The 24,916-nt window shown below is 72.4% G+C and carries 22 protein-coding genes and 1 pseudogene; 6 read left to right on the top strand and 17 right to left on the bottom strand.

Annotated elements, in window-relative coordinates; translation table 11 throughout:
• The first annotated feature begins 299 nt into the window (after positions 1-299).
• Positions 300-839, top strand: a complete 540-nt coding sequence (locus ACIF8S_RS05830) for a GNAT family N-acetyltransferase (RefSeq protein WP_399997532.1) — start codon at positions 300-302, stop codon at positions 837-839.
• A gap of 22 nt (positions 840-861) precedes the next feature.
• Here the strand turns inward: ACIF8S_RS05830 and ACIF8S_RS05825 are convergent, their stop codons facing one another.
• Both ACIF8S_RS05825 and leuA read right to left on the bottom strand, forming a co-directional pair.
• Positions 862-1,557, bottom strand: a complete 696-nt coding sequence (locus tag ACIF8S_RS05825; RefSeq protein WP_349793002.1) for a TerB family tellurite resistance protein — start codon at positions 1,555-1,557, stop codon at positions 862-864.
• 187 nt (positions 1,558-1,744) lie between these two features.
• The gene (gene leuA, locus ACIF8S_RS05820; protein ID WP_399997531.1) at positions 1,745-3,466 is read right to left on the bottom strand and encodes a 2-isopropylmalate synthase; all 1,722 of its coding nucleotides are present in this window, start codon (positions 3,464-3,466) and stop codon (positions 1,745-1,747) included.
• Between the two features lie 325 nt (positions 3,467-3,791).
• Between leuA and ACIF8S_RS05815 the strand changes: the two genes are divergently transcribed.
• Together ACIF8S_RS05815 and ACIF8S_RS05810 are read left to right on the top strand one after the other, a co-directional pair.
• A complete protein-coding gene (locus ACIF8S_RS05815) occupies positions 3,792-4,862 on the top strand; it encodes a M4 family metallopeptidase (RefSeq protein ID WP_399997530.1) in 1,071 nt (356 codons plus the stop codon).
• A gap of 20 nt (positions 4,863-4,882) precedes the next feature.
• Positions 4,883-5,149 carry a protealysin inhibitor emfourin gene (locus ACIF8S_RS05810; RefSeq protein WP_399997529.1) on the top strand — a complete coding sequence of 89 codons (267 nt, stop codon included), beginning with the start codon at positions 4,883-4,885 and terminating at the stop codon, positions 5,147-5,149.
• Positions 5,150-5,634: 485 nt separating this feature from the next.
• Here the strand turns inward: ACIF8S_RS05810 and ACIF8S_RS05805 are convergent.
• A pseudogene (locus tag ACIF8S_RS05805) lies at positions 5,635-6,063 on the bottom strand (polymorphic toxin-type HINT domain-containing protein); the annotation flags it as partial.
• Positions 6,064-6,361: 298 nt separating this feature from the next.
• Here ACIF8S_RS05805 and era point away from each other — a divergent pair.
• A complete protein-coding gene (era, locus tag ACIF8S_RS05800) occupies positions 6,362-7,315 on the top strand; it encodes a GTPase Era (RefSeq protein ID WP_399997528.1) in 954 nt (317 codons plus the stop codon).
• A 15-nt stretch (positions 7,316-7,330) separates the two neighbouring features.
• Here era and ACIF8S_RS05795 read toward each other — a convergent pair whose 3' ends face one another.
• Positions 7,331-8,641 (bottom strand): GH1 family beta-glucosidase, encoded by a 1,311-nt coding sequence (locus ACIF8S_RS05795; protein WP_399997527.1) that lies wholly within the window; start codon positions 8,639-8,641, stop codon positions 7,331-7,333.
• Positions 8,642-8,715: 74 nt separating this feature from the next.
• Here ACIF8S_RS05795 and ACIF8S_RS05790 point away from each other — a divergent pair, with 74 nt between their 5' ends.
• Positions 8,716-8,967 (top strand): hypothetical protein, encoded by a 252-nt coding sequence (locus ACIF8S_RS05790; protein WP_399997526.1) that lies wholly within the window; start codon positions 8,716-8,718, stop codon positions 8,965-8,967.
• An 11-nt stretch (positions 8,968-8,978) separates the two neighbouring features.
• Here the strand turns inward: ACIF8S_RS05790 and ACIF8S_RS05785 are convergent, their stop codons facing one another.
• The 7 genes from ACIF8S_RS05785 to ACIF8S_RS05755 form a co-directional block, all read right to left on the bottom strand.
• Entirely contained in the window at positions 8,979-9,332 is a 354-nt protein-coding gene (locus ACIF8S_RS05785) for a cytidine deaminase (protein WP_399997525.1), read from the bottom strand.
• A gap of 20 nt (positions 9,333-9,352) precedes the next feature.
• On the bottom strand, positions 9,353-9,724 hold the full coding sequence (locus ACIF8S_RS05780; protein ID WP_399997524.1) for an MmcQ/YjbR family DNA-binding protein: 372 nt from the start codon (positions 9,722-9,724) through the stop codon (positions 9,353-9,355).
• The gene (locus ACIF8S_RS05775) at positions 9,721-11,031 is read right to left on the bottom strand and encodes a hemolysin family protein (protein ID WP_356788212.1); all 1,311 of its coding nucleotides are present in this window, start codon (positions 11,029-11,031) and stop codon (positions 9,721-9,723) included. The genes ACIF8S_RS05780 and ACIF8S_RS05775 overlap by 4 nt, the downstream gene beginning before the upstream one ends.
• Positions 11,028-11,525 carry an rRNA maturation RNase YbeY gene (gene ybeY, locus ACIF8S_RS05770; RefSeq protein WP_024888363.1) on the bottom strand — a complete coding sequence of 166 codons (498 nt, stop codon included), beginning with the start codon at positions 11,523-11,525 and terminating at the stop codon, positions 11,028-11,030. The genes ACIF8S_RS05775 and ybeY overlap by 4 nt, the downstream gene beginning before the upstream one ends.
• A 12-nt stretch (positions 11,526-11,537) precedes the next feature.
• Positions 11,538-12,608 (bottom strand): PhoH family protein, encoded by a 1,071-nt coding sequence (locus tag ACIF8S_RS05765; RefSeq protein ID WP_145825646.1) that lies wholly within the window; start codon positions 12,606-12,608, stop codon positions 11,538-11,540.
• Between the two features lie 207 nt (positions 12,609-12,815).
• Complete coding sequence (locus tag ACIF8S_RS05760) at positions 12,816-13,970, bottom strand: carbohydrate kinase family protein (RefSeq protein WP_399997522.1); 1,155 nt, start codon at positions 13,968-13,970, stop codon at positions 12,816-12,818.
• Between the two features lie 167 nt (positions 13,971-14,137).
• On the bottom strand, positions 14,138-15,448 hold the full coding sequence (locus ACIF8S_RS05755; protein ID WP_399997521.1) for a glucarate dehydratase family protein: 1,311 nt from the start codon (positions 15,446-15,448) through the stop codon (positions 14,138-14,140).
• A gap of 398 nt (positions 15,449-15,846) precedes the next feature.
• Between ACIF8S_RS05755 and ACIF8S_RS05750 the strand changes: the two genes are divergently transcribed.
• Entirely contained in the window at positions 15,847-17,193 is a 1,347-nt protein-coding gene (locus ACIF8S_RS05750) for an MFS transporter (protein ID WP_399997519.1), read from the top strand.
• Between the two features lie 310 nt (positions 17,194-17,503).
• Here the strand turns inward: ACIF8S_RS05750 and ACIF8S_RS05745 are convergent, their stop codons facing one another.
• The 6 genes from ACIF8S_RS05745 to ACIF8S_RS05720 all read right to left on the bottom strand — a co-directional run bounded on the left by ACIF8S_RS05745 (position 17,504) and on the right by ACIF8S_RS05720 (position 24,722).
• Positions 17,504-18,412 carry a ribonuclease Z gene (locus ACIF8S_RS05745; RefSeq protein ID WP_399997518.1) on the bottom strand — a complete coding sequence of 303 codons (909 nt, stop codon included), beginning with the start codon at positions 18,410-18,412 and terminating at the stop codon, positions 17,504-17,506.
• Positions 18,413-18,415: 3 nt separating this feature from the next.
• A complete protein-coding gene (locus ACIF8S_RS05740; protein ID WP_215213067.1) occupies positions 18,416-18,769 on the bottom strand; it encodes a histidine triad nucleotide-binding protein in 354 nt (117 codons plus the stop codon).
• 136 nt (positions 18,770-18,905) lie between these two features.
• Positions 18,906-22,184, bottom strand: coding sequence for a S41 family peptidase (locus ACIF8S_RS05735; protein WP_399997516.1), 3,279 nt, complete (start codon positions 22,182-22,184; stop codon positions 18,906-18,908).
• 46 nt (positions 22,185-22,230) lie between these two features.
• Positions 22,231-22,773 carry a hypothetical protein gene (locus ACIF8S_RS05730; protein WP_399997515.1) on the bottom strand — a complete coding sequence of 181 codons (543 nt, stop codon included), beginning with the start codon at positions 22,771-22,773 and terminating at the stop codon, positions 22,231-22,233.
• A gap of 138 nt (positions 22,774-22,911) precedes the next feature.
• On the bottom strand, positions 22,912-23,652 hold the full coding sequence (locus ACIF8S_RS05725) for a 16S rRNA (uracil(1498)-N(3))-methyltransferase (RefSeq protein ID WP_399997513.1): 741 nt from the start codon (positions 23,650-23,652) through the stop codon (positions 22,912-22,914).
• Positions 23,649-24,722 carry a nitronate monooxygenase gene (locus ACIF8S_RS05720; protein WP_399997512.1) on the bottom strand — a complete coding sequence of 358 codons (1,074 nt, stop codon included), beginning with the start codon at positions 24,720-24,722 and terminating at the stop codon, positions 23,649-23,651. The genes ACIF8S_RS05725 and ACIF8S_RS05720 overlap by 4 nt, the downstream gene beginning before the upstream one ends.
• Between the last annotated feature and the right edge of the window lie 194 nt (positions 24,723-24,916).

The following is a 24,916-nucleotide window of genomic DNA, read 5'->3' as shown; positions in this document are numbered from 1 at the left end:
GTGTGCCCTGACTGCGCGTTCCGGCGAACGTCGGCAGGTGAAGCAGCATCTCCGGTTCTCGCACGGTAGGCCGAAGTGGCACGCGGAGACAGCCAGGAACACGCCAGTCCTCTATGACGGGCGCACGGCAGGCGCACGTCAGCATCTCCGTGCACGCCTGAACTCGCCCTTGCACGCGGTGAGTTGACGGCTCACTCTAGCCAGAAGACGCCACCGGCCGCCACCGGAAGCCACCATCCTCCCGGGTGAACGCGCCGGTGCGTTCGCGTTGACGTCCGCACGTCCCGACTGGGGGTGGCATGACCGCCGAACCGCTGGAGCGCACGCTGGACCGGCACGGGCACCTCGGGGGCCCCGACGGGTTCCCCGAACCGGGCGCCCCGGTCCTGCGGGTGGCCCGGGAGTCCGACCTGCCCGAGCTGCGCCGGCTCGACGAGGAGGTGTTCCAGGAGGTCGCGTACCCGGCCTTCCTGCTGCGCCAGCTGTTCGACGTGTACGCCGAGCACTTCCTGGTCCTGGACGACGGCGCGGGCGGACTACGCGGCTACGTCCTGGCCGCGACGACGGCCTTCAGCCGGGACAGCTGGATCCTCGGCCTGTGCGTGACCGAGGGGCACCGCCGGCACGGGCTGGGCCGGGAGCTGATGACGGAGATCCTGGCGCGGCTGCGCGAGGACGGCATCGACCAGGTGCGCCTGACGGTCGAGCCCGCCAACCGCGCCGCGATCCTCCTCTACCGCTCCCTGGGCTTCCACCCCGAGGAACCGGACGGCGGACTGCGCCGCGACTACTTCGGTCCGGGCGAGCACCGCCAGATCATGCACCTGGAGCTGCGCTGAGGGCGCCCGTCACCTACACGGTTCAGGACGGCGTCCGGGCCGCTGCCAGGAGGCGGCCGACGTCGTCCGAGCAGATGGTGAGGGCCGCGCCCACCGTGGCGAGGGCGTCGCGTTCGGCGGGGGTGTACGGGCCGTCGGCGAGGGCGATCCGGGCGCCCTGGAGCAGGATCGCCTCGCGGCCCGGGCCGGCCAGGTGGGGCGCGAGCGGGTCCAGCGCCTCGTGCAGTTCGATGGACAGGCCCGCCACGCAGGGCTCACCGGTGAAGCGTCCGGTGTCCGCCTCCAGCGCCTCGACCAGCGCGGCGAGCTGCTCCTCCGTGCAGTCCTCGATGCCGGCCGCGCGCACTCCGGCCGCGGCGGTCTCCAGGGCGGCGCGGGAGCAGGTGCCGCCCGCGGCGAGCACGGCGAGGGCGACGGTGTGGACGGCGTCCCGCAGCATCGCGGAGAAGCGGGTGGTGGTGGGGTGGTCCAGCACGTCGGTGCCGAAGTGGCGGCGGCAGGCGGCGCACTCCACGGTCGGCGCGCAGGCCCCGCGCGGCAGCACCGGAACACCCAGCACGGTGAAGCGGCGACGGCCGGTCAGCCGCTGGTAGTTGCGGTCCCCGCCGCAGCCGGGGCAGAAGAACTCCCCGTCGCCGACGGCGGTCCAGGCGGCGCGGGTGCCGAACAGGCGCACGCGTGCGGAGGTACGGCCGTCGGGTCCCCGTTCTGGCAGCACGTCGCACCTCCATCAACGCCACAGCACCGTCGCCGCGTCTGCGTGATGTTAGCCACATCCGGGAGGTGGAGTCAGTACCCGGGACGAGACCTTTCCGTGACCTCCACAGTGATTGGCCGGTAACCGACGCCGGGCCCCGCCCGCCGGTGACGGCGGACGGGGCCCGGCAGTGACCCCTACCGGCTGATCAGCGTGCCGCGCGGTTGACGGCGGAGACGACCGCCTTCAGCGAGGCGCGGGTGGTGTTGGCGTCGATGCCGATGCCCCACAGCACCTTGTCGCCGATGGCGCACTCGATGTACGAGGCGGCCTGCGCGGAGGCGCCCTCGCTCATGGTGTGCTCCTGGTAGTCCAGCAGGCGTACGTCGATGCCGATGCCCTGCAGGGCGTGGAAGAAGGCCGAGATCGGGCCGTTGCCGATGCCGACCAGGGTGGTCTCCTCGCCGTCGACCGTGGCCTGCACGGTGAGGGTGTCCACGCCGTCGCGGTCGGTGGTGGACTGGCCGGTGGCGACCTGGATGCGGCCCCAGGGGTTGTCCGGGTTCGGCAGGTACTCGTCCTGGAAGACCGACCAGATGTCGGCCGGGGTGATCTCGCCGCCCTCGGCGTCCGTCTTGGCCTGGATGATCTTCGAGAACTCGATCTGCATCCGGCGCGGCAGTTCCAGCTTGTGGTCGTTCTTCAGGACGTACGCCACACCGCCCTTGCCGGACTGCGAGTTGACCCGGATGACCGCCTCGTAGGAGCGGCCGACGTCCTTGGGGTCGATGGGCAGGTACGGGACCGCCCACTCGATGTCGTCGACGGTGACGCCCTTGGCCTTCGCGTCGGCCTCCATGGCGTCGAAGCCCTTCTTGATGGCGTCCTGGTGGGAGCCGGAGAAGGACGTGTAGACCAGGTCGCCCACGTACGGGTGGCGCGGGTGGACCTCCATCTGGTTGCAGTACTCCCACGTACGGCGGATCTCGTCGATGTCGGAGAAGTCGATCTGCGGGTCGACGCCCTGCGAGAACATGTTCATGCCCAGGGTGACCAGGTCGACGTTGCCGGTGCGCTCACCCTGGCCGAACAGGCAGCCCTCGACGCGGTCGGCGCCGGCCATGACGGCCAGTTCGGCGGCGGCGACGGCGGTGCCCCGGTCGTTGTGCGGGTGGACGGACAGGCAGACGTACTCGCGCCGGGAGAGGTTGCGGTGCATCCACTCGAAGCGGTCGGCGTGCGTGGACGGCGTCGAACGCTCCACGGTGGCGGGCAGGTTGAGGATGATCTCGCGGCCCGGGCCGGGCTGGTAGACGTCCATCACCGCCTCGCAGACCTCCAGCGCGAAGTCCAGCTCGGTGTCGGTGAAGATCTCCGGGCTGTACTGGTAGCCGAACTCCGTCTCCGGGCCCAGCAGTTTCTCGGCGTACTCCACCACCAGGCGGGTGCCGTCGACGGCGATCTGCTTGATGTCGTCCTTGGAGCCGCGGAAGACGACCCGGCGGAAGACCGGCGCGGTGGCGTTGTACAGGTGGACGGTCGCCCGCTTGGCGCCCTTCAGGGACTCCACCGTGCGCTCGATCAGGTCCTCGCGGGCCTGCGTCAGCACGGAGATGGTGACGTCGTCCGGGATGGCGTCCGGGTCCTCGATGATGGAGCGGACGAAGTCGTAGTCGGTCTGGCCCGAGGAGGGGAAGCCGACTTCGATCTCCTTGTAGCCCATGCGTACCAGCAGGTCGAACATGGCGCGCTTGCGCACGGGCGACATGGGGTCGATCAGAGCCTGGTTGCCGTCACGCAGGTCGGTGGAGAGCCAGCGGGGCGCGGCGGTGATCCGCTGGTCGGGCCAGGTGCGGTCGGGGATGTCGACCTGCTCGTACCGGCCGTACTTGTGGATCGGCATGGGGCTGGGCTGCTGGCGGTTCGCCATGATGCGGGGGCTCCTCGATGGTCCGCGGAATGTCCTGGGGACGGCCGACGGCGCAGCGCCATTCTCCGCGGGGAGGGGGTCGGCCTAACGCAGACCCTCACCGCGGCAGCTAAGGAGAAACAGCCCGAAGTGCATGATGCTCCGCAGCTTAACCGAGTCGCCCACCGTGCGGGGTTCCGTATCAGTATGCGGGATCCGGCGGACGAACAGGACAAAGAGTGCCGTATACCACTCCCTCGACGGGCGGCAGGCGGAATGACGTGGAATTTCATCCGTCATTGTTGCGGGTAGTGACAGGACGGTCACGCAGTGCGATGGTGCCGACATGACGACGAACGGGGGCCACCGGCCCGTCTTCTGCACCATCGTCCCGCCGCACGTCCTCGACCGGCTCTCCCAGGCCGAGGACCCCCTGCTCCACGGCCCCGCGCGCCGCACTCTGCGCCGCGACGCCTACGAGCGCACCCAGCGCCGGCTGACCACGGTGGTCGGCGCACCGGCCGTCGCGACGCTCGCCGGCGCCGAGCCCGGCACACCGCAGCGCACCGTGTACGACGCCGGGCACGGCACCGACCTGCCCGGCGAGAAGGCGCGCGGCGAGGGCGACGAACCGGGCCAGGACGCCACCGTCAACCGCGCCTACGCCGGTCTCGGAGCCACCTTCGACCTGTTCCTCAAGGAGTTCGGCCGGGACTCCATCGACGGCGGCGGACTGCCGCTGGACGCCACCGTCCACTACGACCGCGAGTACAACAACGCCTTCTGGAACGGCGAGCAGATGGTCTTCGGCGACGGGGACGGCGAGATCTTCCTCGACTTCACCATCGCCGTCGACGTCATCGGCCACGAACTCGCCCACGGCGTCACGCAGTACACGGCGAACCTCGACTACTTCGGCCAGTCCGGCGCGCTCAACGAGTCGGTGTCGGACGTCTTCGGCGCGCTCATCAAGCAGTACACGCTCGGCCAGAGCGCCGGGGAGGCCGACTGGCTGATCGGCGCCGGGCTGCTCGCCCCGCGCGTGACCGGCGTGGCGCTGCGCTCCATGAAGGAACCGGGCACGGCCTACGACGACGACGTGCTCGGCAAGGACCCGCAGCCGGCGACGATGGACGACTACGTGCAGACCGGCCGGGACAACGGCGGCGTGCACATCAACTCGGGCATCCCCAACCACGCGTTCTACCTGGCGGCCACCACCCTGGGCGGCAACGCCTGGGAGCGCGCCGGGCAGGTCTGGTACGACGTGCTGACCGGCGGGGAGCTGGACCAGGACGCGCAGTTCACCGACTTCGCGACGCTCACCGTGAAGGCGGCACGCGCCCGGTACGGGGAGGGCGAGGAACTGGTCGCGGTGACCAAGGCGTGGGAGCGGGTGGGGGTGCGCACGCTGTAGTTCCGTACTAGACACGGACCATGCGTATTCAGGTACGGCGCACGGGCGGCTTCGCGGGCATCGAGCGGCGGGCCGAGGTGGACACCTCGGGACGGGCCGACGCCCACGAGTGGCACGCGCTGGCGGAACGGGCCGTGGCGGCCGGCGGGACGACCCCGCCGGCCGGCGTCCCCGACGGTTTCAGCTACCGGATCACGGTGGACGGCGTGACGGTGTACTGCGCGGACCCCCGGCTGACGGAGGAACAGCGGGCGCTGATCAGGAGGGTGCTGAAGGAGGGGGCGTGAAGGTCAGTCCTCGACAGGCTCCAGGCGAACGGGTTCGGCACCACCGAGATACAGCATGCACCCCGCCTCCTCGTCGTCGGCCTTCTCCGGTGGCAGCACGTGGATTCCCGCCGTGGGCGCGGGGGACCATCCGAGATTGCGCGGAGGGTCGCACTCCTCGTAATGCCCGACATGAAGACGCGTCGGCGGAATGGACACCCTGCACATCTCGCCCACGCGAAGTTCCGATGCCGCGGGCTCGATCCGGTAGGGAACCCATTCCGGGTGCGCGTCGCCGTACGGCAGGGCGTTCGTCCCGTCCCACCGGCATGCTCCGGAAGGCAGTTGCGGCACCCGCCGCCCGGACTGACCCCCGATGAAAGGTCGAAGCGCTGACCGTTGTCGAGAACGGCATGCCCCGACATTCCGCCCGGCTGCTCGAAGCCACTGGCCGCTTGGTGCGCCCGGTTGAGGCCATCCTCCATGTCCGCTTCACAAGGGAGCGAATTGTGGACAAGGAGGTATTCCTGTCCGGCCAGCACAGAGTACGTGTGGGTTTCACCGATGGTCAGGTTATGGACTGTCGCCCCAAGCGCGGTCCAGCGTTCCAGCGCCGTGATCTGGACGTGCGTGCCGACGCTCGTTTGGAGCCACTGGCCCGGCTGGAGGTCGGTGGCGTCGAGCCACTTCCCGAGTTCGGGGACCCAGAAGGGGTGGCTGTCGGTCGCGGTGACCTCGGCGGTGGCTTCGCCCTTGTCGCCGTCGGTGTCGATGACGACCTTGACCAGGTGCTTCAGGCCCTCGCCCTTGATCTCGGCGGTGACCGTCTCGATCCGGGTCTCACCGGTCTCGGGATCGGTGGCGACGACCTTGTCGCCGGCCTCGACCTCCTCGATCGGCTTGGTCGTGCCGTCCGCCATCAGGACCTTGGTGCCGCACCAGCCGGAGCGGGGCGAACCTGCCGACCGCCCTCGGCATCCCCGACGTCAGCGGCGACGGCATCCCGGACATCTGGGCCCGCCTGAGGTCCGAGGGCGCGACGCGGATCTACAACCCGTCCCGGACCAGCACCGGAGCCTCGGTGAAGACGGTCCTCAGCACGAACCGGAACAAGGTCAAGGCCTCCGGCTGACGGCCGCCGCGGCGTTCCTCGTGGGCCCCGGTCTCCCCCTCGCGGGGGGCCGGGGCCCGCGTTGGTTCGACCGGGTCCGGGGATCAGGGAGAATGGGCGGCATGAGTGTTCGTACCCAGTCATCCGAGCAGCCGGCCGACGCCGACCACCGGGCCGGTTTCGCCTGCTTCGTGGGCCGTCCCAACGCGGGCAAGTCCACCCTCACGAACGCTCTGGTCGGGCAGAAGGTGGCGATCACCTCCAACCGGCCGCAGACCACCCGGCACACCGTGCGCGGCATCGTGCACCGGCCGGACGCGCAGCTGATCCTGGTGGACACCCCCGGGCTGCACAAGCCGCGCACCCTGCTCGGTGAGCGGCTGAACGACGTCGTGCGCACCACGTGGGCCGAGGTCGACGCGATCGGGTTCTGCCTGCCCGCCGACCAGAAGATCGGGCCCGGCGACCGCTTCATCGCCAAGGAACTGGCCGGGATCAAGAAGACGCCGAAGGTCGCCGTCGTCACCAAGACCGACCTGGTGGACAGCAAGGCGCTGGCCGAGCAGCTGATCGCCGTCGACCAGCTCGGCAAGGAGCTGGGCATCGCCTGGGCGGAGATCGTCCCGGTGTCGGCCACCGCGGGCAAGCAGGTCGAGCTGCTGGCGGACCTGCTGATCCCGCTGATGCCCGAGGGCCCCGCGCTGTACCCGGAGGGCGACCTCACCGACGAGCCCGAGCAGGTCATGGTCGCCGAGCTGATCCGCGAGGCCGCCCTGGAAGGTGTCCGCGACGAGCTCCCGCACTCCATCGCGGTGGTCGTCGAGGAGATGCTGCCGCGCGAGGACCGCCCCGCCGACAAGCCGCTGCTCGACATCCACGCCAACCTCTACATCGAGCGCTCCAGCCAGAAGGGCATCGTCATCGGCCCCAAGGGCAAGCGGCTGAAGGACGTCGGCATCAAGTCCCGCAAGCAGATCGAGGCGCTCCTCGGTACGCCCGTCTTCCTGGACCTGCACGTGAAGGTCGCGAAGGACTGGCAGCGGGACCCCAAGCAGCTGCGCCGCCTCGGGTTCTGAGCGGCGCCGCTCCCGTCAGCCGCGCTGCTCGCACAGCATCTTCCTGTACCAGCCGTACGACGCCTTCGGGGTGCGCCGCTGGGTCGTGAAGTCCACGTGGACCAGGCCGAAGCGGCGCGCGTACCCTTCCGCCCACTCGAAGTTGTCCATGAGGGACCACACGAAGTAGCCGCGTACGTCCACGCCCGCCTCCACCGCCCGGTGCAGGGCGCGGACGTGGCCGTCGAGGTAGGTGACGCGGCCGGTGTCGTCCAGTCCCTCGTACGCGCAGCCGTTCTCCGTGACGACGACCGGGGGGAGGCGGTCGCCGTAGCGGGCGCGGAAGGTGGTGAGCAGGTCCGTCAGCCCTTCCGGGACCACCGGCCAGCCGAAGTCCGTCACCGGGTATCCCTCGATCTCCCGTACGGAGAAGGGGAGTCCGGCCGGCATACGGACACCGCCGAAGTCGATCTCGGCGCCCTGCGGCGCGCCCACCCGCGTCGGCGCGTAGTAGTTGATCCCGTACCAGTCGATGGGCTCGGCGATGACCTTCAGGTCCGCCTCGACGTCGCCCGGCATCAGCTCGCCGATGCCCTCGGGATAGCGGCCGAGCAGCAGCGGGTCGGCGAACAGGCGGTTCAGCAGGACGTCGTAGAAGTCGGCGGCCGCCACGTCCGCCTCGTCCCTGGACGCGGCCCAGGTCGGGCCGTGGGAGTTCGCGATGCCGATGTCGCCGGCCCCGGCCGCGCGCAACGCCCGTACCGCCAGGCCGTGCGCCAGCAGCTGGTGGTGGGCCACCGGCAGCGCGTCGAACAGCAGCGTCCGGCCGGGTGCGTGCACACCGAGCGCGTGCCCCAGCAGGGTGTGCTCGGCGGGCTCGTTCAGCGTGATCCACTTGGCCACGCGGTCACCGAGGCGCGCGGCGACCCGCGCCACGTACTCCGCGAACCGCTCCGCCGTGTCCCGCTCCAGCCAGTCCAGGTCCGCCGGCAGGTCCCAGTGGAACAGCGTCGGCACCGGCCGTACGCCCGCCGCCAGCAGGTCGTCGACCAGCCGGTCGTAGAAGTCGAGACCGCCCTCGGCCCGCACCCGCGGCCAGGACACCGAGAAGCGGTACGCGTCCACGCCGAGGTCCGCGAGCAACGCCACGTCCTCGCGGTGGCGGTGGACGTGGTCGCAGGCCACCCGCGCCGTGGAGCCGTCCCGCACCTTCCCTGGCTCGGCGGTGAACTGGTCCCACACCGACGGTTCGCGCTCGTCCGCGGCGCCCTCGATCTGGTGCGCCGAGGTCGACACACCCCACAGGAAGCCGGCCGGGAAACGGGGCATCGGATTCGTCGTCACCATGGCCCGGATCATCCGCACCCCGCGGGAGTCACGTCAACGCCCCTACCCAACGGGGTTGTTGCCCCCCTCCGGCGATGTCGGAAAGCATGCAGTACCGCAAAGCCAACTACCCGAGCGGGCCCTGCATGCCATCGAGAAGCCCGTCACCAACGAAGACGGCCGACGCGACGATCCAGGCCGGGCACCCGCTCGATGCCCGACCCAGATCGGCCGACGAGGGGTCAGCGAACACGAACGGCCCCGGGGCCTGCGGCCCCGTCGCCGCGCAGGTGATGGTGATGAAGCCGAAGAGCCTCACCACCTGCGGTGACACCGCGGTGGCGTGACCGGGCCCGGATCAGCCCGCGGTGAGCGTCTCGCGGACCGTGCCGTCCGGGCCGGCCACCAGCACCGGCGTGTCCGCCCCGCCCAGGTCCCGTACGGCCGCGCGGTCCTCCGCGGAGGCCGACTCCGCCGCCGTCACCACCGCCGCCGCCTCCAGCGAGGTCGCGCCGGACACCACCGCCATCGCCACCGCCGTACGCAGGGCGCTGAGCTGGAGCGAGTCTAGGGCGACGGTACCGGCGACGTACGTACGGCCGGTCTCGTCGCGTACGGCCGCACCCTCGGGCACGCCGTTGCGGGCCCGGACGGAGCGGGCCAGGGTCACGATCTTGCGGTCCTCGGGGTCGAGGTCGGGAGTCTCGGTCATGATCCGAGCATAAGGGGGCGCTACGGCCGGTCGAGGCGGAGGCGGTCCGCTCGTGGGAGACCGGCGACGACCAGGTCGTAGGAGTCCTCCACCAGTTCCCTGACCAGGCGTTCCGGGAGCTCGCCGGCGGGTCCGCCGGACACCGTCACCGTGTTCCAGTGCCGCTTGTTCATGTGCCAGCCCGGCACGATCAGGTCCGGGTGCTCGGCGCGGAGACGGATCGCGTCCTGCGGGTCGCACTTGAGGTTGACCTTGAGCGGGCGCGCGTCCAGGGCCGTCAGGGCGAACATCTTCCCCAGCACCTTGAAGACCGAGGTTTCCGGGCTGAAGGGGAACTCCTCCACCGCCGCGTTGAAGGACAGGCAGAGGGCGCGCAGCCGCTCCGGGGTCACTCCTCCCCCGCCTCCTCGCCGGCCGGCGGCTTCGCCGGGCCCACCGGCTCCACCAGCACCGTCACGATCTTGTTGCGGCGTCCGGCGGAGGACTCCGCGGTGAGCCGCAGCTCCCGCCCGTCCGGCAGCTCCATGACGGCCGAGGCGTCCGCGATCGGCACCCGGCCCAGGCGCTTGGCGAGCAGTCCGCCGACGGTCTCGACGTCCTCGTCGTCGAACTCCTCCAGCCCGTACAGCTCACCCAGGTCGGTGATGTCGAGGCGGGCGGTGACCCGGTAGCGGTCCTCGCCCAGCTCCTCCACGGGGGGCAGTTCGCGGTCGTACTCGTCGGTGATCTCGCCGACGATCTCCTCGAGGATGTCCTCGATGGTGACGATGCCCGCCGTGCCGCCGTACTCGTCGACCGCGACGGCGACGTGGTTGCGTTCCTTCTGCATCTCGCGCAGCAGGTCGCCGGCGTTCTTGGTGTCGGGCACGAAGAAGGCCGGCCGCATCGCCGTGGACACCAGTTCGTTCTCCGCGTCCCGGCTGATGTGCGTCTTGCGGGCCAGGTCCTTGAGGTAGACGATCCCGACGATGTCGTCCTCGCTCTCGCCGGTCACCGGGATGCGGGAGAAACCGGAGCGCAGGGCGAGGGTGAGGGCCTGCCGGATGGTCTTGTACCGCTCGATGACGACCAGGTCGGTGCGCGGCACCATCACCTCGCGCACCAGGGTGTCACCCAGCTCGAAGACCGAGTGCACCATGCGGCGCTCCTCGTCCTCGATCAGTGACTCCGCCTCCGCGAGGTCCACCAGCGCGCGCAGCTCCGCCTCGGAGGCGAAGGGGCCGTGCCGGAAGCCCTTGCCGGGCGTGAGGGCGTTGCCGATCAGGATCAGCAGCGAGGGGATCGGGCCCATGATCCGGGCCAGCGGCACGAGCACGTACGCGGCGGCCGTGCCCGTGTTCAGCGGGTGCTGCCGGCCGATGGTGCGCGGGGAGACCCCGACGGCGACGTAGGAGACGAGCACCATGATGGCGATGGCGATCAGCAGCGCCTCGGCCGTCCCGTCGAACTCACGCACGCTGCCGTAGGTGATCAGCGAGGCGGCGGACATCTCGCAGATGATGCGGACCAGCAGCGCCACGTTGAGGTAGCGGGTGGGGTCCGCGGCGATCTGCGCGAGCTTGGCGCTGCCCCGGCGGCCGGAGCGTACGGCCTCCTCGGCGCGGAAGCTGGAGACGCGCGCGATGCCGGCCTCCGCGCAGGCGGCGAGCCAGGCGACGACGACCAGCGCGAGGGCCCCCAGGACGAGTTGCGCGCTCATGACACGGTCGGGGCGGGAGATGGGCCGGTGAGGCCCTTCTCCGCGCGCCAGCCGTCCACGATGGCGGCCTGAAGGCCGAACATCTCGGCCTTCTCGTCCGGTTCCTCGTGGTCGTAGCCGAGCAGGTGCAGCACACCGTGGACGGTGAGCAGCTGCAGCTCCTCGTCCATGGTGTGCCGCGTCGGTGCTTCCTCGCCCTGCTTGGCGGCGACCTCGGGGCAGAGCACGATGTCGCCGAGCAGCCCCTGCGGCGGTTCGTCGTCGTCCTTCGACGGGGGCCGCAGCTCGTCCATGGGGAACGACATGACGTCCGTGGGCCCGGGCAGGTCCATCCACTGGATGTGCAGCTGCTCCATGGCGCCGGCGTCCACCACGATCACCGAGAGCTCGGAGAGCGGGTGGATCCGCATCCGCGCGAGCGCGTAGCGGGCGATGTCGAGGATCGCCTGCTCGTCGACCTCGGTTCCGGACTCGTTGTTGACGTCGATCGACATCTGGTGCTCGGTCTACTTCCCCTTGTGCCCGGACCGGCCGCGGCCGCCCTTGTGGGTGCCGTTCTCGGTGCCGTGCGTGCTGTCGTACTTCTCGTACGCGTCGACGATACGGCCCACCAGCTTGTGCCGGACGACATCCTGCGACGACAGCCGGGAGAAGTGGACGTCGTCCAGGCCCTCCAGGATGTCCTGCACCTGCCGCAGACCGGACTTGGTGCCGTCGGGCAGGTCCACCTGGGTCACGTCACCCGTGATCACGATCTTCGAGTCGAAGCCGAGGCGGGTGAGGAACATCTTCATCTGTTCGGGGCTCGTGTTCTGGGCCTCGTCCAGGATGATGAACGCGTCGTTGAGCGTGCGGCCGCGCATGTACGCCAGGGGCGCGACCTCGATGGTGCCCGCGGCCATCAGCCGGGGGATCGAGTCGGGGTCGAGCATGTCGTGCAGCGCGTCGTACAGGGGGCGCAGGTACGGGTCGATCTTCTCGTAGAGCGTGCCCGGCAGGAAGCCCAGCCGCTCGCCCGCCTCGACCGCCGGCCGGGTCAGGATGATGCGGTTGACCTGCTTGGACTGCAGGGCCTGCACGGCCTTGGCCATGGCCAGGTAGGTCTTGCCGGTGCCCGCGGGACCGATGCCGAAGACGATGGTGTGCTTGTCGATCGCGTCCACGTAACGCTTCTGGTTGAGCGTCTTGGGGCGGATCGTGCGACCGCGCGAGGACAGGATGTTCTGCGTGAGCACCTGGGCCGGGGTCTCCTGGCCGTCGCTCTCCCCGCTTTCGCTCGCCTTGAGCATGGCGATCGAGCGTTCCACTGCGTCCTCCGTCATCGGCTGACCGGTGCGGAGCACCAGCATCATCTCGTCGAACACGCGCGAGACGAGGGCGACCTCAGTGGCGTCGCCGACCGCGCTGATCTCGTTGCCCCGGACGTGGATGTCGGCCCCCGGGAAGGCCTTCTCGATCACACGCAGGAGGGAGTCGCCGGATCCCAGCACGGTCACCATGGGGTGCTGGGCGGGAACGGTGAACTGCACTCTCGCCTCCCCCTGCGCGGGGGTGTGAGCTGTGGGTGTCTGAGTCATGGGCCGGCTCTGAGGCCTGCGGTTCCTCCTCGTCACGGCCGCGCAGCTGTGGGCGGCCTCGCGATTCCCAGGGTACGACGGAGGGGTGACAAGCCCGTAGGCCTTTTATCCGACCGGGCGATCGACCCCGTTCGTCCCCTTCCCCGAGGACGCCGTCTCAGGCCGACCGGCGTCACGGGCCCAGCGGCATCTCGGTCGGTCGGCGTCTCAGGCCGACCGGCGGAACCCGATCGTCGGCACCGCGCGCCGCAGCGGCCAGGGCCGCACCGCCTCCTCAGGGACCAGCCCGGCCAGGAAGCCGTAGCGCCGCAGCGCGGAGGGGTCCTGGCCCTCGACCGACTGCACCCTGCGCCACCACCCGGCGATCTCCGCCCAGCCCGGCGCGGACAGCGAGCCGCCGAACTCCTGCACGGACAGCGCGGCCGTCAGTCCCGCGAAGGCCAGCCGGTCGGCCAGCGGCCAGCCCGCGAGCGTGCCGGTGACGAAGCCGGCGACGAACACGTCTCCCGCGCCCGTCGGGTCCAGCGCCTCCACCTCGATGGCCGGCACCGACGCGGTCTCTCCCGTCCGCCGGTCCACCGCGTACGCGCCCTCCGCGCCCAGCGTGACCACGGCGACCGGGACGTGCTCGGTGAGGGCGTGGGCGGCGGCGCGCGGGGTGTCGGTGCCGGTGTAGCGCATGGCCTCCTCGGCGTTCGGCAGGAACGCCTCGCAGTACCTGAGGTCGTCCAGGCCCGCCAGGTCCCACGCCCCGGTGTCGTCCCAGCCGACGTCGCCGAAGATGCGGGTGCCCCTGCGGGCCGCCTGCGCGATCCAGGGGGCGCTGTGGCCGGGGGTGAGGGAGGCGACGGCGGCGCGGGCCCGGGGCGGACAGTCGGGGGCCGGCTCCTCGGGAGGCGGTTCGTGGCCGTGGGAGACCATCGTGCGCTCGCCCTCGTACGCCATGGAGACGGTGACCGGGGAGTGCCAGCCGGGGACCGTGCGGGACGGGGAGAGGTCGATGCCCTCGCCCTGTTCCAGCGCGTCCCAGCAGTACTCGCCGTAGTGGTCGTCGCCGAAGGCGGCCGCGAGGGAGGTGCGCAGGCCGAGCCGGGCCAGGGCGGTGGCCATGTTGGCCACGCCGCCCGGGCTCGACCCCATGCCGCGCGCCCAGGACTCGGTGCCGCGCACGGGGGCGGAGCCGAGCCCGGTGAAGACGATGTCGAGGAAGACGGTGCCGGTGAGGTAGACGTCCCAGGCGGGGTCGTCCGGGCCGCGCAGGGCGGCGAGCGGGTCGACGTGGGGCGGGCAGGGTCCCGCGGCCGGTTCCTGCCCGGCTCTCTTGCCGGCCCTCTTCCCGTCCCTCTTCCCGGTGGACGCCATCACGGTGCGCTCCCTGACGTGGTACATGACGTGGTGCGGTTTCAGCCAGTGTGCACCACACCGCCGACAGGCCGGCCGCCGTCACGCCGAGCCGCCCCGGGGGCCGTACCGACCGCCGTCCCGGGGGCCGTACCGACCGCCGTCCCGGGGGGCCGCTCAGAGGAGCGTCACCAGCGGGGCACGGCGGGCCGGGTCCAGCCCGGCTCGGCGATCCGCATGGCGGCCGTGTCGTCGCGGTCGCGCAGCGTGCCGTCGTCGTCCAGCCACCGCCGGTGCAGGAAGGCCATCCGGTCCCGGTCGAGTTCGACGCCGAGGCCGGGCGCGTCCGGGACCCGTACGGTGCCGCCCTCGAAGGTGAGCCGCTCGGTGAGGACGTCCTCGGACTGCCAGGGGTAGTGGGAGTCGCAGGCGTGGTGCAGGTTGGGCACGGTGGCCGCCACGTGGGTCATGGCGGCGAGGCTGATGCCCAGGTGCGTGTTGGAGTGCATGGAGACGCCCACGCCGAAGGTGCGGCAGATCGCCGCGAGCTGCTGGGTGTTGCGCAGGCCGCCCCAGTAGTGGTGGTCGGAGAGGACCACCTGGACGGCGTCCCGGGTGAACGCCTCCTTGATCTCGGCGAACGTCGTCACGCACATGTTGGTGGCGAGCGGCACTCCGGTCCGGGCGGCCACCTCGGCCATGGCGGGCGTACCGAGGGCGGGGTCCTCCAGGTACTCCAGGACGTCCCCGAGCTCCTCGGCGACCTTGATCGAGGTCTCCACGGACCAGGCGCCGTTGGGGTCGAGGCGCAGCGGGTGTCCGGGGAACGCGGCGGCGAGCGCGCGGACGGCGGCGATCTCCTCGTCCGGCGGGAAGACGCCGCCCTTCAGCTTGAACGACGTGAAGCCGTACACCTCCTTGAACCGGCGGGCCTGCTCGACGACGCCCGCCGGGTCGACGGCGGCGCCCCAGTCGTCCTTCTCCGCCGGCACCCCCTCGGGGTGGTCGGCCCACTTGTAGAACAGGTACGCGCTGTACTCCACCGCGTCGCGCACCTTGCCGCCGAGCAAGGCGTGCACGGGCAGGCCGAGGCTCCTGCCGAGGGCGTCGAGGCAGGCGACCTCCAGGGCGGACAGCACGGACAGCCGCAGCTTGTCGGCGGTCTGCACGCCCCGCAGTCCGCCGACGTCGACCTGGCCGGAGACCCGGGCGGCGTCGACGGCTATGTCGTCGGCCTCGGCGAACAGCCTGTTCAGGTCGCCGGCCGGGTGTCCGACGAGCTTGTCGGCGAGCGGCCGGGCCAGTTCCAGGTACTTGGTGTCGCCGTAGGTCTCGCCGAGGCCGGTGATGCCGCCGGCGGTCACCACCTCCACGATCAGCCGGGGGGTGTACGGCTGGTGCACGCCCTGGGTGTTGAGCAGGGGCGGGTCGGCGACCAGCACCGGGGTGAGGCGGACCTCGGTGACGGTCAGGTCGTCCCGGGAGGTGGATGCGGTCACAGGGCGGCTCCTACGAGGTCGGGTCCGGCGTCGTGCGGGGTCCTGAGGGCGGTGAGGTCGCTGCCGCCTGCATCGGTGCCGGGGCTCACTCTCGCCCATCTCCCTACATGGACGGCATCCATGTATGAGAACGAAGGCTAGAGGGGTGAACCGGGGGCGTCAATGGGGCGGTCGGCCGTCGGGCAGCGGTCGCCCAGCGCACGCCGGGGCGCGAAAAGCGCGCTGTTACCCAGCCCCTCAAACGTCCAAACAAAAGAGTGACCTAGATCACATCAACCTCGCTGCCGTCGCACCGCTCCCGCTTGATACAAATTGCCCGCGCGTTCTCGTCCGTCGACGGTCGTCGCCCCCACATCTCCTTTCTCGCACCGTCCCTTTCGCACGCCTTGGGAACGCCCGTGTTCGCCCCTCGCACCACCCCCTGGCCCCTCGTCGCCCTCTTCACGGCCGGGTACCTCGCGCCGTATCTGCTGCCCACCACCGTCGGCCGGCTGGAACGCGGCCTGGCCCTGTCGGCCACCCAGGCGGGGGCCGTCGGCAGCCTGCTGCTGCTCAGCTCCGCCACGGCAGGCTTCCTGCTGGCCTCGCACGTCGAGCGGACCGGGCCGCGGACCCTGTCCCGCCTCGGGCTGCTCCTCGCCGTCGTCGGCTACGGCGGGGCCGCCCTGACCACCTCCGTACCGGCCGTGGTCGCCGGTGCCGTGATCGGCGGGTTCGGCTCGGGCACGGCCACCACGGTCGCCGCCACCCGGATCGCCGCGGAGAAGGACCCGCACCGGGCCTCCACCCTGGGACTGCTCAGCGTGTCCGCGCTGGCGGGCGCCGTCTATCTGACGGTGCCGCACCTGCCCGGGCACGGGCTGACCCTCGCCGCCATCGCCCTCACGGCGCTCGCGGTGTGGCCGCTGACCTCCCGGCTGCCCGGCGGGACGGCCGGCCCGCTCCCGGCGGAGCCGCACACCGACGCCTACGGCACCGGCACGGACCGCCTGCCGCACCTGCGTTCGGGCATGGTGCTGGCCGGGGCGATGCTGCTGTGGTCCATGGCGCAGAACGCGCTGTGGGGCGTCAGCGGGCGCATCGGCGTCGACCAGGCGCGCCTGTCCGAACCGACCGTGGGCGTGGTCTTCGCGCTGGCGTTGGGCGCGGGCCTGCTGGGTGTGCTCGGCGCGGGCGCGCTCGGCTCACGTCTCGGGCGCGCGCTGCCCATCGGCGGCGGCACGGTCGTCATCGCCGGCTGCATCGCGCTGAGCGCCTCGGCCGACGGGCTCGGGAGCTTCGCCTCGGGCGAGATCGCCTGGAACACGTTCTACCCGGTGGTGCTGTCGTACCTGATCGGGCTGGCCGCCTCGCTGGACCCGAAGGGCCGCTGGGCGGTGCTGGTCGGCTCCGCGTCCGCCCTCGGCACGGCGGCCGGGCCGATCACCGGCAGCGTGCTGTCCGCGCTGGCCGGCTTCCCGGTCATGGGCGCGGTGCTCGCGGTGGGTCTGCTGCTGGTCGCGGTGCCGATGACCGGCGTCGCCCTGCACACCGGCGGGCGTCCGCTGCTGCCGGGTGCGGTGCGGCGGCGGGGCGGTCACGCGGCGGCACTGGTCGCCGCGACCACGGGTACGCCCACGGGGCCGGTTCCTGAGATCGGGGCGCCGGAGCAGCCGGTGGTCGAGATTCCCCTCGACGGGACGCCTGCGGCGGCGCGGGGTGCCTACGACACGGCGGCGGCCACCAGGGCGCCGGGCGCGATGTGAGGTACGTGGGGACAGCCGCGGTCGGCTGAAAGGTGCCGCCGCGCCCACCCGTGCCGCCCCGCGGCACGACTGCCCGCAGCGGCGGCGCCCCCTGTCGGCGCGGGGAACTGCGCGACCCGCCACCGACCACCCGCACCCGGCGCCGCAGAGGTGCGCCCACCCCTCACCACCGCCCCAGCGGCACGACTGCCCTCAGCGCAGGCGCCCTTCAGGGGCGCGGGGAACTGCGCGACCAGCCACCATCCACCCGCACCCGACGTCGCAGAGGCGCGCCCCCTCCCCCAGCGCCCCGCGGCACGACTGCCCGCAGCTACGCTCGGCGTTTGGGGAGGGGGATCCTCTGCAGGTCCCTCGCCACCGTCAGGTCCGCCTCGTACCCCGCCGCGCGCGCCTGGCGTCCGAACTCGTCCGGATCCGGGTAGCGCTGGCTGAAGTGCGTGAGCACCAGATGCCGTACGCCCGCCTCGCGGGCCACGCGGGCGGCCTGGCCGGCGGTCAGGTGGCCGAACTCCACGGCGAGTTCCTCGTCCTCGTCGAGGAAGGTCGACTCGATGACCAGCATGTCGCAGCCCTCGGCGAGCGCGTACACCCCGTCGCACAGCCGGGTGTCCATGACGAACGCGAACCGCTGCCCGCGCCGCACCTCGCTGACGTCCTCCAGGGCGACCCCCTTCAGGGAGCCCTCGCGCTGGAGGCGGCCGACGTCCGGGCCCTTGATGCCGTGCGCGGCGAGCCGGTCGGGCAGCATGCGGCGGCCGTCCGGCTCGACGAGCCGGTAGCCGTACGCCTCGACGGGATGGGAGAGCCGGCGCGCCTCCAGCGTGTAGCCGGGGGTGCGGGCGAGCGGGCCGTCGGTGTCGACGGGCTCCTCGGCGAGGGCGACGGTCTCGCGGTAGGCGGTCGCGTACCGCAGCCGGTCGAAGAACCGCTGCCCGGAGCGCGGGTAGTGCGCGGTCACCGGGTGCGGCACCTTGTCGAGGTTGATCCGCTGGATCACCCCGGCGAGCCCCAGGGAGTGGTCGCCGTGGAAGTGGGTGACGCAGATGCGGTGCACGTCGTGGGCGGCGACCCCGGCGCGCAGCATCTGGCGCTGGGTGCCCTCGCCGGGGTCGAACAGGACGCCCTCGCCGTCCCAGCGCAGCAGGTAGCCGTTGTGGTTGCGGTGCCGGGTGGGGACCTGGCTGGCGGTGCCGAGCACCACCAGTTCACGGACGGACAAGGCTTATCCGGGGGGCCATTCGAGACCGCGCCCGCCCAGGACGTGGGCGTGCGCGTGCCACACGGTCTGGCCGGCGCCGCTGCCGGTGTTGAAGACGATGCGGTAGCTCTCCAGCTTCTCGTCGTCCGCGACGGCCTGCGTCTCGCGCAGCACGTCCGCGGCGAGCCCGGGCGCCTCGGCGGCGAGCGCCGCGGCGTCCCGGTGGTGCGCCTTCGGGATCACCAGGACATGGGTGGGCGCCTGGGGGTTGATGTCACGGAACGCGACGGTCGTGTCCGTCTCGCGCACGATCGTCGCCGGGATGCTGCCCGCGACGATCTTGCAGAACAGACAGTCGTCCTGAGGTTCCCCTGCCATACGCCCTCCTCGACCCGACGATCACTACAGACGATCACTACAGGGGCATGCTACCGACCCGGCCCCGGGCCGTCGTGCCGCACGGGTGCGGTCACGACGGCTCCGGTCACGACGGCTCCGGTCACGACAGCTCCGGTCACGACAGCTCCGGCGCCACCTTCGCGGGCGTCTCCTCCAGCGCCTCCAGCGCCAGCCGTACCGCCTCGTCCAGCTGGACGTCCCGCCCGGCGGCGTGGTCCTGCGGCCGCTGCACGACCTCCACGTCCGGGTCGACGCCGTGGTTCTCCACGTCCCAGCCGTACCCCTCCAGCCAGAAGGCGTACTTGGGCTGGGTGACGAGCGTGCCGTCGACGAGCCGGTAGCGGCTGTCGATGCCGATGACGCCGCCCCAGGTGCGGGTGCCGACGACGGGGCCGATGCCGAGCGCCTTGATCGCCGCGTTGACGATGTCGCCGTCGGAGCCGGAGAACTCGTTGGCGACGGCGACGACGGGGCCCCGGGGCGCGTCGCGCGGGTAGCTCTCCGCGCGCATGCCGCGCGGCAGGTCCCAGCCGACGATCCGCCGGGCCAGCTTCTCCACCACGAGCTGCGAGGTGTGGCCGCCGCGGTTCTCCCGCACGTCCACGACCAGCCCCTCGCGCAGCACCTCCACCCGCAGGTCGCGGTGGATCTGCGCCCACCCGGGCGCCTGCATGTCGGGGACGTGGATGTAGCCGAGCCGGCCGCCGGACTTCTCCAGCACGTAGGCGCGCCGGTCGGCGACCCAGGCGTGGTAGCGCAGCGGCTCCTCGTCGGCGAGCGGGACGACGACCGCGTGCCGGTGCTCTCCGCCGCCGGCCGGTGACACGGTCAGTTCGACGGGCTTGCCGGCCGTGCCGACGAGCAGCGGCGCCGGTCCGGTCACCGGGTCGACCGGCTGTCCGGCGACGGCGACGATCGCGTCCCCGGGCCGGATCGCGACGCCGGGCGCGGCGAGCGGGGAGCGGGCCTCCGGGTCGGAGGTCTCGGCGGGCAGGACGCGGTCCACCCGCCAGCTGCCGTCCTCGTGCCGGGAGATGTCTGCGCCGAGCAGTCCCTGCCGGGCGCCGCCGCCGAAGCCGCCGCGCGGGGTGACGTAGGCGTGCGAGGTGCCGAGTTCGCCGTGCACCTCCCACAGCAGGTCCACCAGGTCGTCGTGGGTGGCCAGCCGGTCGAGGACGGGACGGTAGCGGTCCAGGACCCCGTCCCAGTCGACGCCGCTCATGTCGGGACGCCAGAAGTTGTCCCGCATGATGCGGCCGTTCTCGTCGAACATCTGCCGCCACTCGGCGGACGGGTCGACGAACTGGCGGACCCGGGCGAGGTCCACGGTGATGTTGGTGTCGCTGTCGTCGTCGCCGGAGGCGCGCCGGTCGCTGGGCACGACCTTCAGCCGTCCGTCGGTCCACAGCAGCACCCGCTTGCCGTCCCCGCTGACCTCGAAGTGGTCGGCGTCGACGGCGAGGTGCTCAATGCGCTGCTGGGCGAGGTCGTAGCGCTCCAGTTCGGTCTTGGGGTCCGGGTCGTCGGGCGTGGCCCGGGACGCGCCGAGCACGCCGCGCACCGGGTGCCGCAGCCAGAGCACGCCGTCCTTGGCGGCGCGCAGGTCGCTGTAGCGGGAGGCCTCGACCGGGAAGGGCACGATGCGGTCGGCCAGCCCGTCGAGGTCGATGCGCGTGGTGGGCGTGCCCTCGCTGTCGGGCGTCTCGTCCCGGTCCGGGGTCTCGAAGGGCCGGCCGTGCCGCTGCGGCCCGAACGGCGACGGGGTGGTCGCCGCCAGCGTGATCAGGTACGGCCGTACGCCCTCGACGAAGGCCAGGTCGAAGACGTGCTCGTCGTAGACCGGGTCGAAGGAGCGGGTGGACAGGAACGCGAGGTGCTTGCCGTCGAGGGTGAAGGCGGGCGCGTAGTCCTGGAAGCGCAGCGGGGTCGCCTCGGTGACCGACAGGTCGGTGGTGTTGGCGAGCTTGATCTGGCTGAGCGGACGCGGGCCGGGGTGGGACCAGGCGAGCCAGGTGGAGTCGGGTGAGAAGACCAGCCCGGAGACGTCGCCGTCCTCGCTCCGGTCCACCTCGCGGACCTCGCCGGTCTCCCGCTCCACGAGCAGGACGCGGCCGTCGTGCGAGGCGATCGCGGCGCGGCTGCCGTCGGGCGCCATCGCCAGCTCCACGACCCGGCCGAGCTGTCCGGCGGCCAGGCGGCGCGGGGTGGCGCCGGGGGCCGGTCCGGTGGCGGGGGCGAACTCCAGGGCGTCGTCGCCCTCGGCGTCCGTCACCCACACCACGCATTCCTCGCCGTCCGCGCGGAAGGTGCGCGGACGGCGGGCGCGGACGCCCGGGGTCGCGGCGAGGGCGCGGGCGGGGCCGGAGCGGTGGGTGACCCAGTGGACGGTGCCGCGCACGCAGACGGCGCTGCCGCGCGCGGTGTGGTCGGGGGACGCGGAGCCGAACCAGCGGGCCGCGTTCACCGGGAACGGCTGGAGGTCGACGCGCTGCCCGCCGAGCCGGACGTCGAGGCGGCGCGGCTCGGCGGTGTCGAGGTCGTCGAGGATCCACAGCTCGCCGGCGCTGGAGTACACGACCCTGCTGCCGTCGGTGGCCGCGTGACGGGCGTAGAAGCCTCCCCCGCTCTCGGCTTCTCCCCCACTCTCGACTTCGCTCGAGCGGGGGGACCCCCATGAGCGGGAGGTACCCCCGAGCGGCGTGTGGCGGCGCAGGTCGGAGCCGTCGGCGAGGGACGAGTACAGCGCGCCCGTGCCCTCGTGGTCGGAGAGGAACGCGACCCTCTCCCCGACCCACAGCGGGTACTCGATGTTCCCGTCGAGGTCCTCGTGCAGCCGGACGAACTCGCCGTCGCCGTCGCGGTCGATCCACAGCTTGCCCGCGGTGCCGCCCCGGTAGCGCTTCCAGGCGGCGGCCTCACGGCCCATCGTGGCGGACAGCAGGACGGTGTGCGGGCCGGCGGCGACGTCACCGACCGGACCGTACGGCAGGGTCTCGGCCGGGCCGCCGTCGAGCGGCACGGCGCGCGCCCAGGTGCGGCGCAGGCTGGCCTGGCCGTACGTGCTGAGCGCGAGGACACGGCCGTCGGCGGTCCAGCCGCGGACCTGGGTCCTCAGGCTGCCCCAGTGGGTCAGCCGCCGGGCGGGGCCGCCGTCGACGGGCGCGATGTGCACCTCGGGCGCGCCGTCGCGGGTGGAGGTCCAGGCGACGGTGGTGCCGTCCGGGGAGATCCGTGGATGGTTCACCGGCACGTTGTCCGCGCTGGCCCGCCAGGCACGGCCGCCGCCGAGCGGGGCGAGCCACACGTCGTCCTCGGCGGTGAAGGCGAGCAACTCGCCGTGCAGATGCGGGAACCGGAGGTATGCGGTGGATGCGACCGATGCAGGCTGTGTCACCCGATCACCCTATGGGGGCCGCGCCCGGTCGGGCCAGGGGTTCGGATCACTTGCCCTCGACGGGGCGACAGGAGGGGTACTGGTCGCACCACACCGTCGTCGTGACGGTCACGGTGACGGTGGGCTCGGGGCCGCGCTGCGTGGGATCGCCCACCCGGGGCGGGTTCTTGGAGTCGCAGTCGCCCAGTCCCTCGACGTGGAACACCTGCCGGCCGTCCACCTCGGCGGTGAGATCCCCGCGGACGCAGGCGCCGTTGACGGCGTGGGTGACCTCGCCGGTGACGGTGATCTCCTTGCCGCCCTCGGTCTCGCCCTCGCAGTCGACCGAGGCGGCGGTCGCCCGCGACGCCGGTGAGGCGGAGCCGCCCCGGTCACCGAAGGACGCGTCGCAGGTGAGCCAGCGCACCTTGTCCTTCTGCCGGTTGAGCTCCTTCGTCACCGTGCCGTCGGTGGTGAGCGCGACGGCGGCGGAGCTGAGGCTGCCGCCCTCACAGGCGGTCACGCCGGTGACCGCGGCCACGGCGAACACGACGACGGCGGTGTGCCGCCGCCAACGCGGCCCTCGTCGGGTCCAGTTCATCGCCCCCATGCACGGCAGCGTGCCACTGCCGCTCGCGCGGCGGTAGGGCGCATCGGGCCACGTGTGGCGCCCCCTCGCAGGGGCGGAGCCACACCATCGGCCCCTCCGGCGTTCGAGGAGCGGGGTCCGGGGCGGAGCCCCGTGGCGTCAGGACCAGCGACCCGTACGCCCCAGCAGCAGCGCCGCCGCAGCCGTCCCCGCCGTGGAGGTCCGCAGCACACTCCGCCCCAGCCGGTACGCCCGAGCCCCGACGCTCTCGAACAGCGCCAACTCCTCCGGGGACACCCCGCCTTCGGGCCCCACGACCAGCACGATCTCACCGGAGTCCGGCAACGGAACGCCGGCCAACGGCTCCGTCCCGCTCTCGTGCAGCACCGCCGCGAACTCCGCTTCGGCGAGAAGTGAGGCAACCCCCTTGCTCGTCGCCGCGTCCGCGACCTCCGGGAACCGCACCCGGCGCGACTGCTTGCCCGCCTCCCGGGCCGTCGCCCGCCACTTGGCGAGGGCCTTCGCGCCCCGCTCGCCCTTCCACTGGGTGATGCAGCGCGAGGCCGACCAGGGCACGATCGCGTCGACGCCGACCTCGGTCATGGTCTCCACGGCCAGCTCACCCCGGTCGCCCTTGGGCAGCGCCTGCACGACGGTCAGCCGGGGCGTCTCGACGGGCTCCTCGACGATCTCGCCGAGCCGCACGATCAGCCGGTCCTTGCCCTCGGTGCCGTCCACCTCGCCCGCGGCCCAGCGGCCCGCCCCGTCGGTGAGGACGACCTCCTCACCGGCGCGCAGCCGCTTCACGGAGACGGCGTGCCGCCCCTCGGGGCCGTCGAGCACATGACGGCCGGTGCCACCGGTGTCGAAGTGGTCGACGACGAAGACGGGCGCGGTCATCGGGCACCTCCCGCCGACAACGCTGTCCGGGCGGCGGCCAGTTCGGCGGCCAGCACCTCCACCAGCTGACCGGCGGGCAGCTCGCGGGCCATCCGGTGGCCCTGTCCCGCCCACATCGCGAGGCCCTGCGCGTCCCCGGCCTTCGCGGCGGCCTTGCGCAGCGGCGCGGTCAGGTGGTGGACCTCCGGGTAGGCGGCGGGCGCGTAGGGGCCGTGCTCGCGCAGGAAGCGGTTGACCAGGGCGCGCGCCGGGCGGCCGGTGAAGGCACGGGTCAGCTCGGTGCGGACGAAGAGGGGATTGGTCAGGGCCTGCTTGTGCAGGGCGTGCGCGCCGGACTCGTGGGCGGCGACGAAGGCGGTGCCGAGCTGGGCGGCGGCGGCCCCCGCGGCGCACACGGCGGCGATCTGCCCGCCGCGCATGATGCCGCCCGCGGCGACGACCGGGATGCCGACGGACTCGCGGACCTGGGTGACCAGGGACAGCAGTCCGATGCCGCCGCCGTCCGCCTCCGGGGCGTCGCGGTGGGTGCCCTGGTGACCTCCGGCCTCCACGCCCTGGGCGATCACCGCGTCGGCGCCGGCCCGTTCCACGGCGCGCGCCTCCTCGGGGGTGGTGGCGGTGACCAGCGTGACCGTGCCGACGCGGTGCAGCGCGTCGACGACCTCGCGGGCCGGCACGCCGAAGTGGAACGACACGGCCGGCACGGGGTTGTCGAGCAGCACGGCGAGCTTGGCGTCGTAGCCGTCGTCACGGCCGCTGTCGGGGTCGCCCAGCCCGGTCTCGTACCAGGAGGCCTCGCCGGCCAACTGGTGGGCGTAGACGTCGACGGCGGCGGGGTCGGCCGTCTCCGGCTGGGGCAGGAAGAGGTTGACGCCGAAGGGGCGGGAGGTCAGTCCCCGCAGCTGCTTGATCTCCTGGTACATCCCGTCCGCGGTCTTGTACCCGGCGGCCAGGAAACCGAGCCCGCCGGCCTCGGACACGGCGGCGGCGAGCTGCGGCACCGAGACACCGCCCGCCATGGGCGCCTGCACGATCGGGTGCCGGAAGAGATCGGTCAGTACGGAGGACATGAACGAATGTTGTCACGTCCCCCGACCAACACGGCATTGGCCCTTCCCCGTGGCATACGCCACTTTCCGGCGGGCCGCCGAGCACACCGGCGGCCCTCCGCGGGAAAGCGGGTCAGCGCCCGTTGAACGCGTCCTTCAGCCGGGAGAACAGCCCCTGCTGCCCCGGCTGACCATGCCTGCCCGGGGGGCGACCC

Origin of the sequence: Streptomyces sp. NPDC085937, assembly GCF_044540535.1 — a bacterium.
Classification (GTDB): domain Bacteria; phylum Actinomycetota; class Actinomycetes; order Streptomycetales; family Streptomycetaceae; genus Streptomyces.
Note: the sequence above shows the minus strand (reverse complement) of the source record. Positions and strands in the feature narration are given on the sequence as shown.

What these genes read in the sequence shown, in the direction of transcription:
- era (WP_399997528.1), top strand. Translation starts at nt 6,362, where the DNA reads ATGAGTGTTCGTACCCAGTCATCCGAGCAGCCGGCCGACGCCGACCAC.
- ACIF8S_RS05760 (WP_399997522.1), bottom strand. Translation starts at nt 13,970, where the DNA reads ATGGCGTCCACCGGGAAGAGGGACGGGAAGAGGGCCGGCAAGAGAGCC.
- ybeY (WP_024888363.1), bottom strand. Translation starts at nt 11,525, where the DNA reads ATGTCGATCGACGTCAACAACGAGTCCGGAACCGAGGTCGACGAGCAG.
- ACIF8S_RS05830 (WP_399997532.1), top strand. Translation starts at nt 300, where the DNA reads ATGACCGCCGAACCGCTGGAGCGCACGCTGGACCGGCACGGGCACCTC.
- ACIF8S_RS05795 (WP_399997527.1), bottom strand. Translation starts at nt 8,641, where the DNA reads ATGGTGACGACGAATCCGATGCCCCGTTTCCCGGCCGGCTTCCTGTGG.
- leuA (WP_399997531.1), bottom strand. Translation starts at nt 3,466, where the DNA reads ATGGCGAACCGCCAGCAGCCCAGCCCCATGCCGATCCACAAGTACGGC.
- ACIF8S_RS05765 (WP_145825646.1), bottom strand. Translation starts at nt 12,608, where the DNA reads ATGACTCAGACACCCACAGCTCACACCCCCGCGCAGGGGGAGGCGAGA.
- ACIF8S_RS05815 (WP_399997530.1), top strand. Translation starts at nt 3,792, where the DNA reads ATGACGACGAACGGGGGCCACCGGCCCGTCTTCTGCACCATCGTCCCG.
- ACIF8S_RS05785 (WP_399997525.1), bottom strand. Translation starts at nt 9,332, where the DNA reads ATGACCGAGACTCCCGACCTCGACCCCGAGGACCGCAAGATCGTGACC.
- ACIF8S_RS05810 (WP_399997529.1), top strand. Translation starts at nt 4,883, where the DNA reads ATGCGTATTCAGGTACGGCGCACGGGCGGCTTCGCGGGCATCGAGCGG.
- ACIF8S_RS05790 (WP_399997526.1), top strand. Translation starts at nt 8,716, where the DNA reads ATGTCGGAAAGCATGCAGTACCGCAAAGCCAACTACCCGAGCGGGCCC.
- ACIF8S_RS05740 (WP_215213067.1), bottom strand. Translation starts at nt 18,769, where the DNA reads ATGGCAGGGGAACCTCAGGACGACTGTCTGTTCTGCAAGATCGTCGCG.
- ACIF8S_RS05725 (WP_399997513.1), bottom strand. Translation starts at nt 23,652, where the DNA reads ATGACCGCGCCCGTCTTCGTCGTCGACCACTTCGACACCGGTGGCACC.
- ACIF8S_RS05775 (WP_356788212.1), bottom strand. Translation starts at nt 11,031, where the DNA reads ATGAGCGCGCAACTCGTCCTGGGGGCCCTCGCGCTGGTCGTCGTCGCC.
- ACIF8S_RS05720 (WP_399997512.1), bottom strand. Translation starts at nt 24,722, where the DNA reads ATGTCCTCCGTACTGACCGATCTCTTCCGGCACCCGATCGTGCAGGCG.
- ACIF8S_RS05730 (WP_399997515.1), bottom strand. Translation starts at nt 22,773, where the DNA reads ATGGGGGCGATGAACTGGACCCGACGAGGGCCGCGTTGGCGGCGGCAC.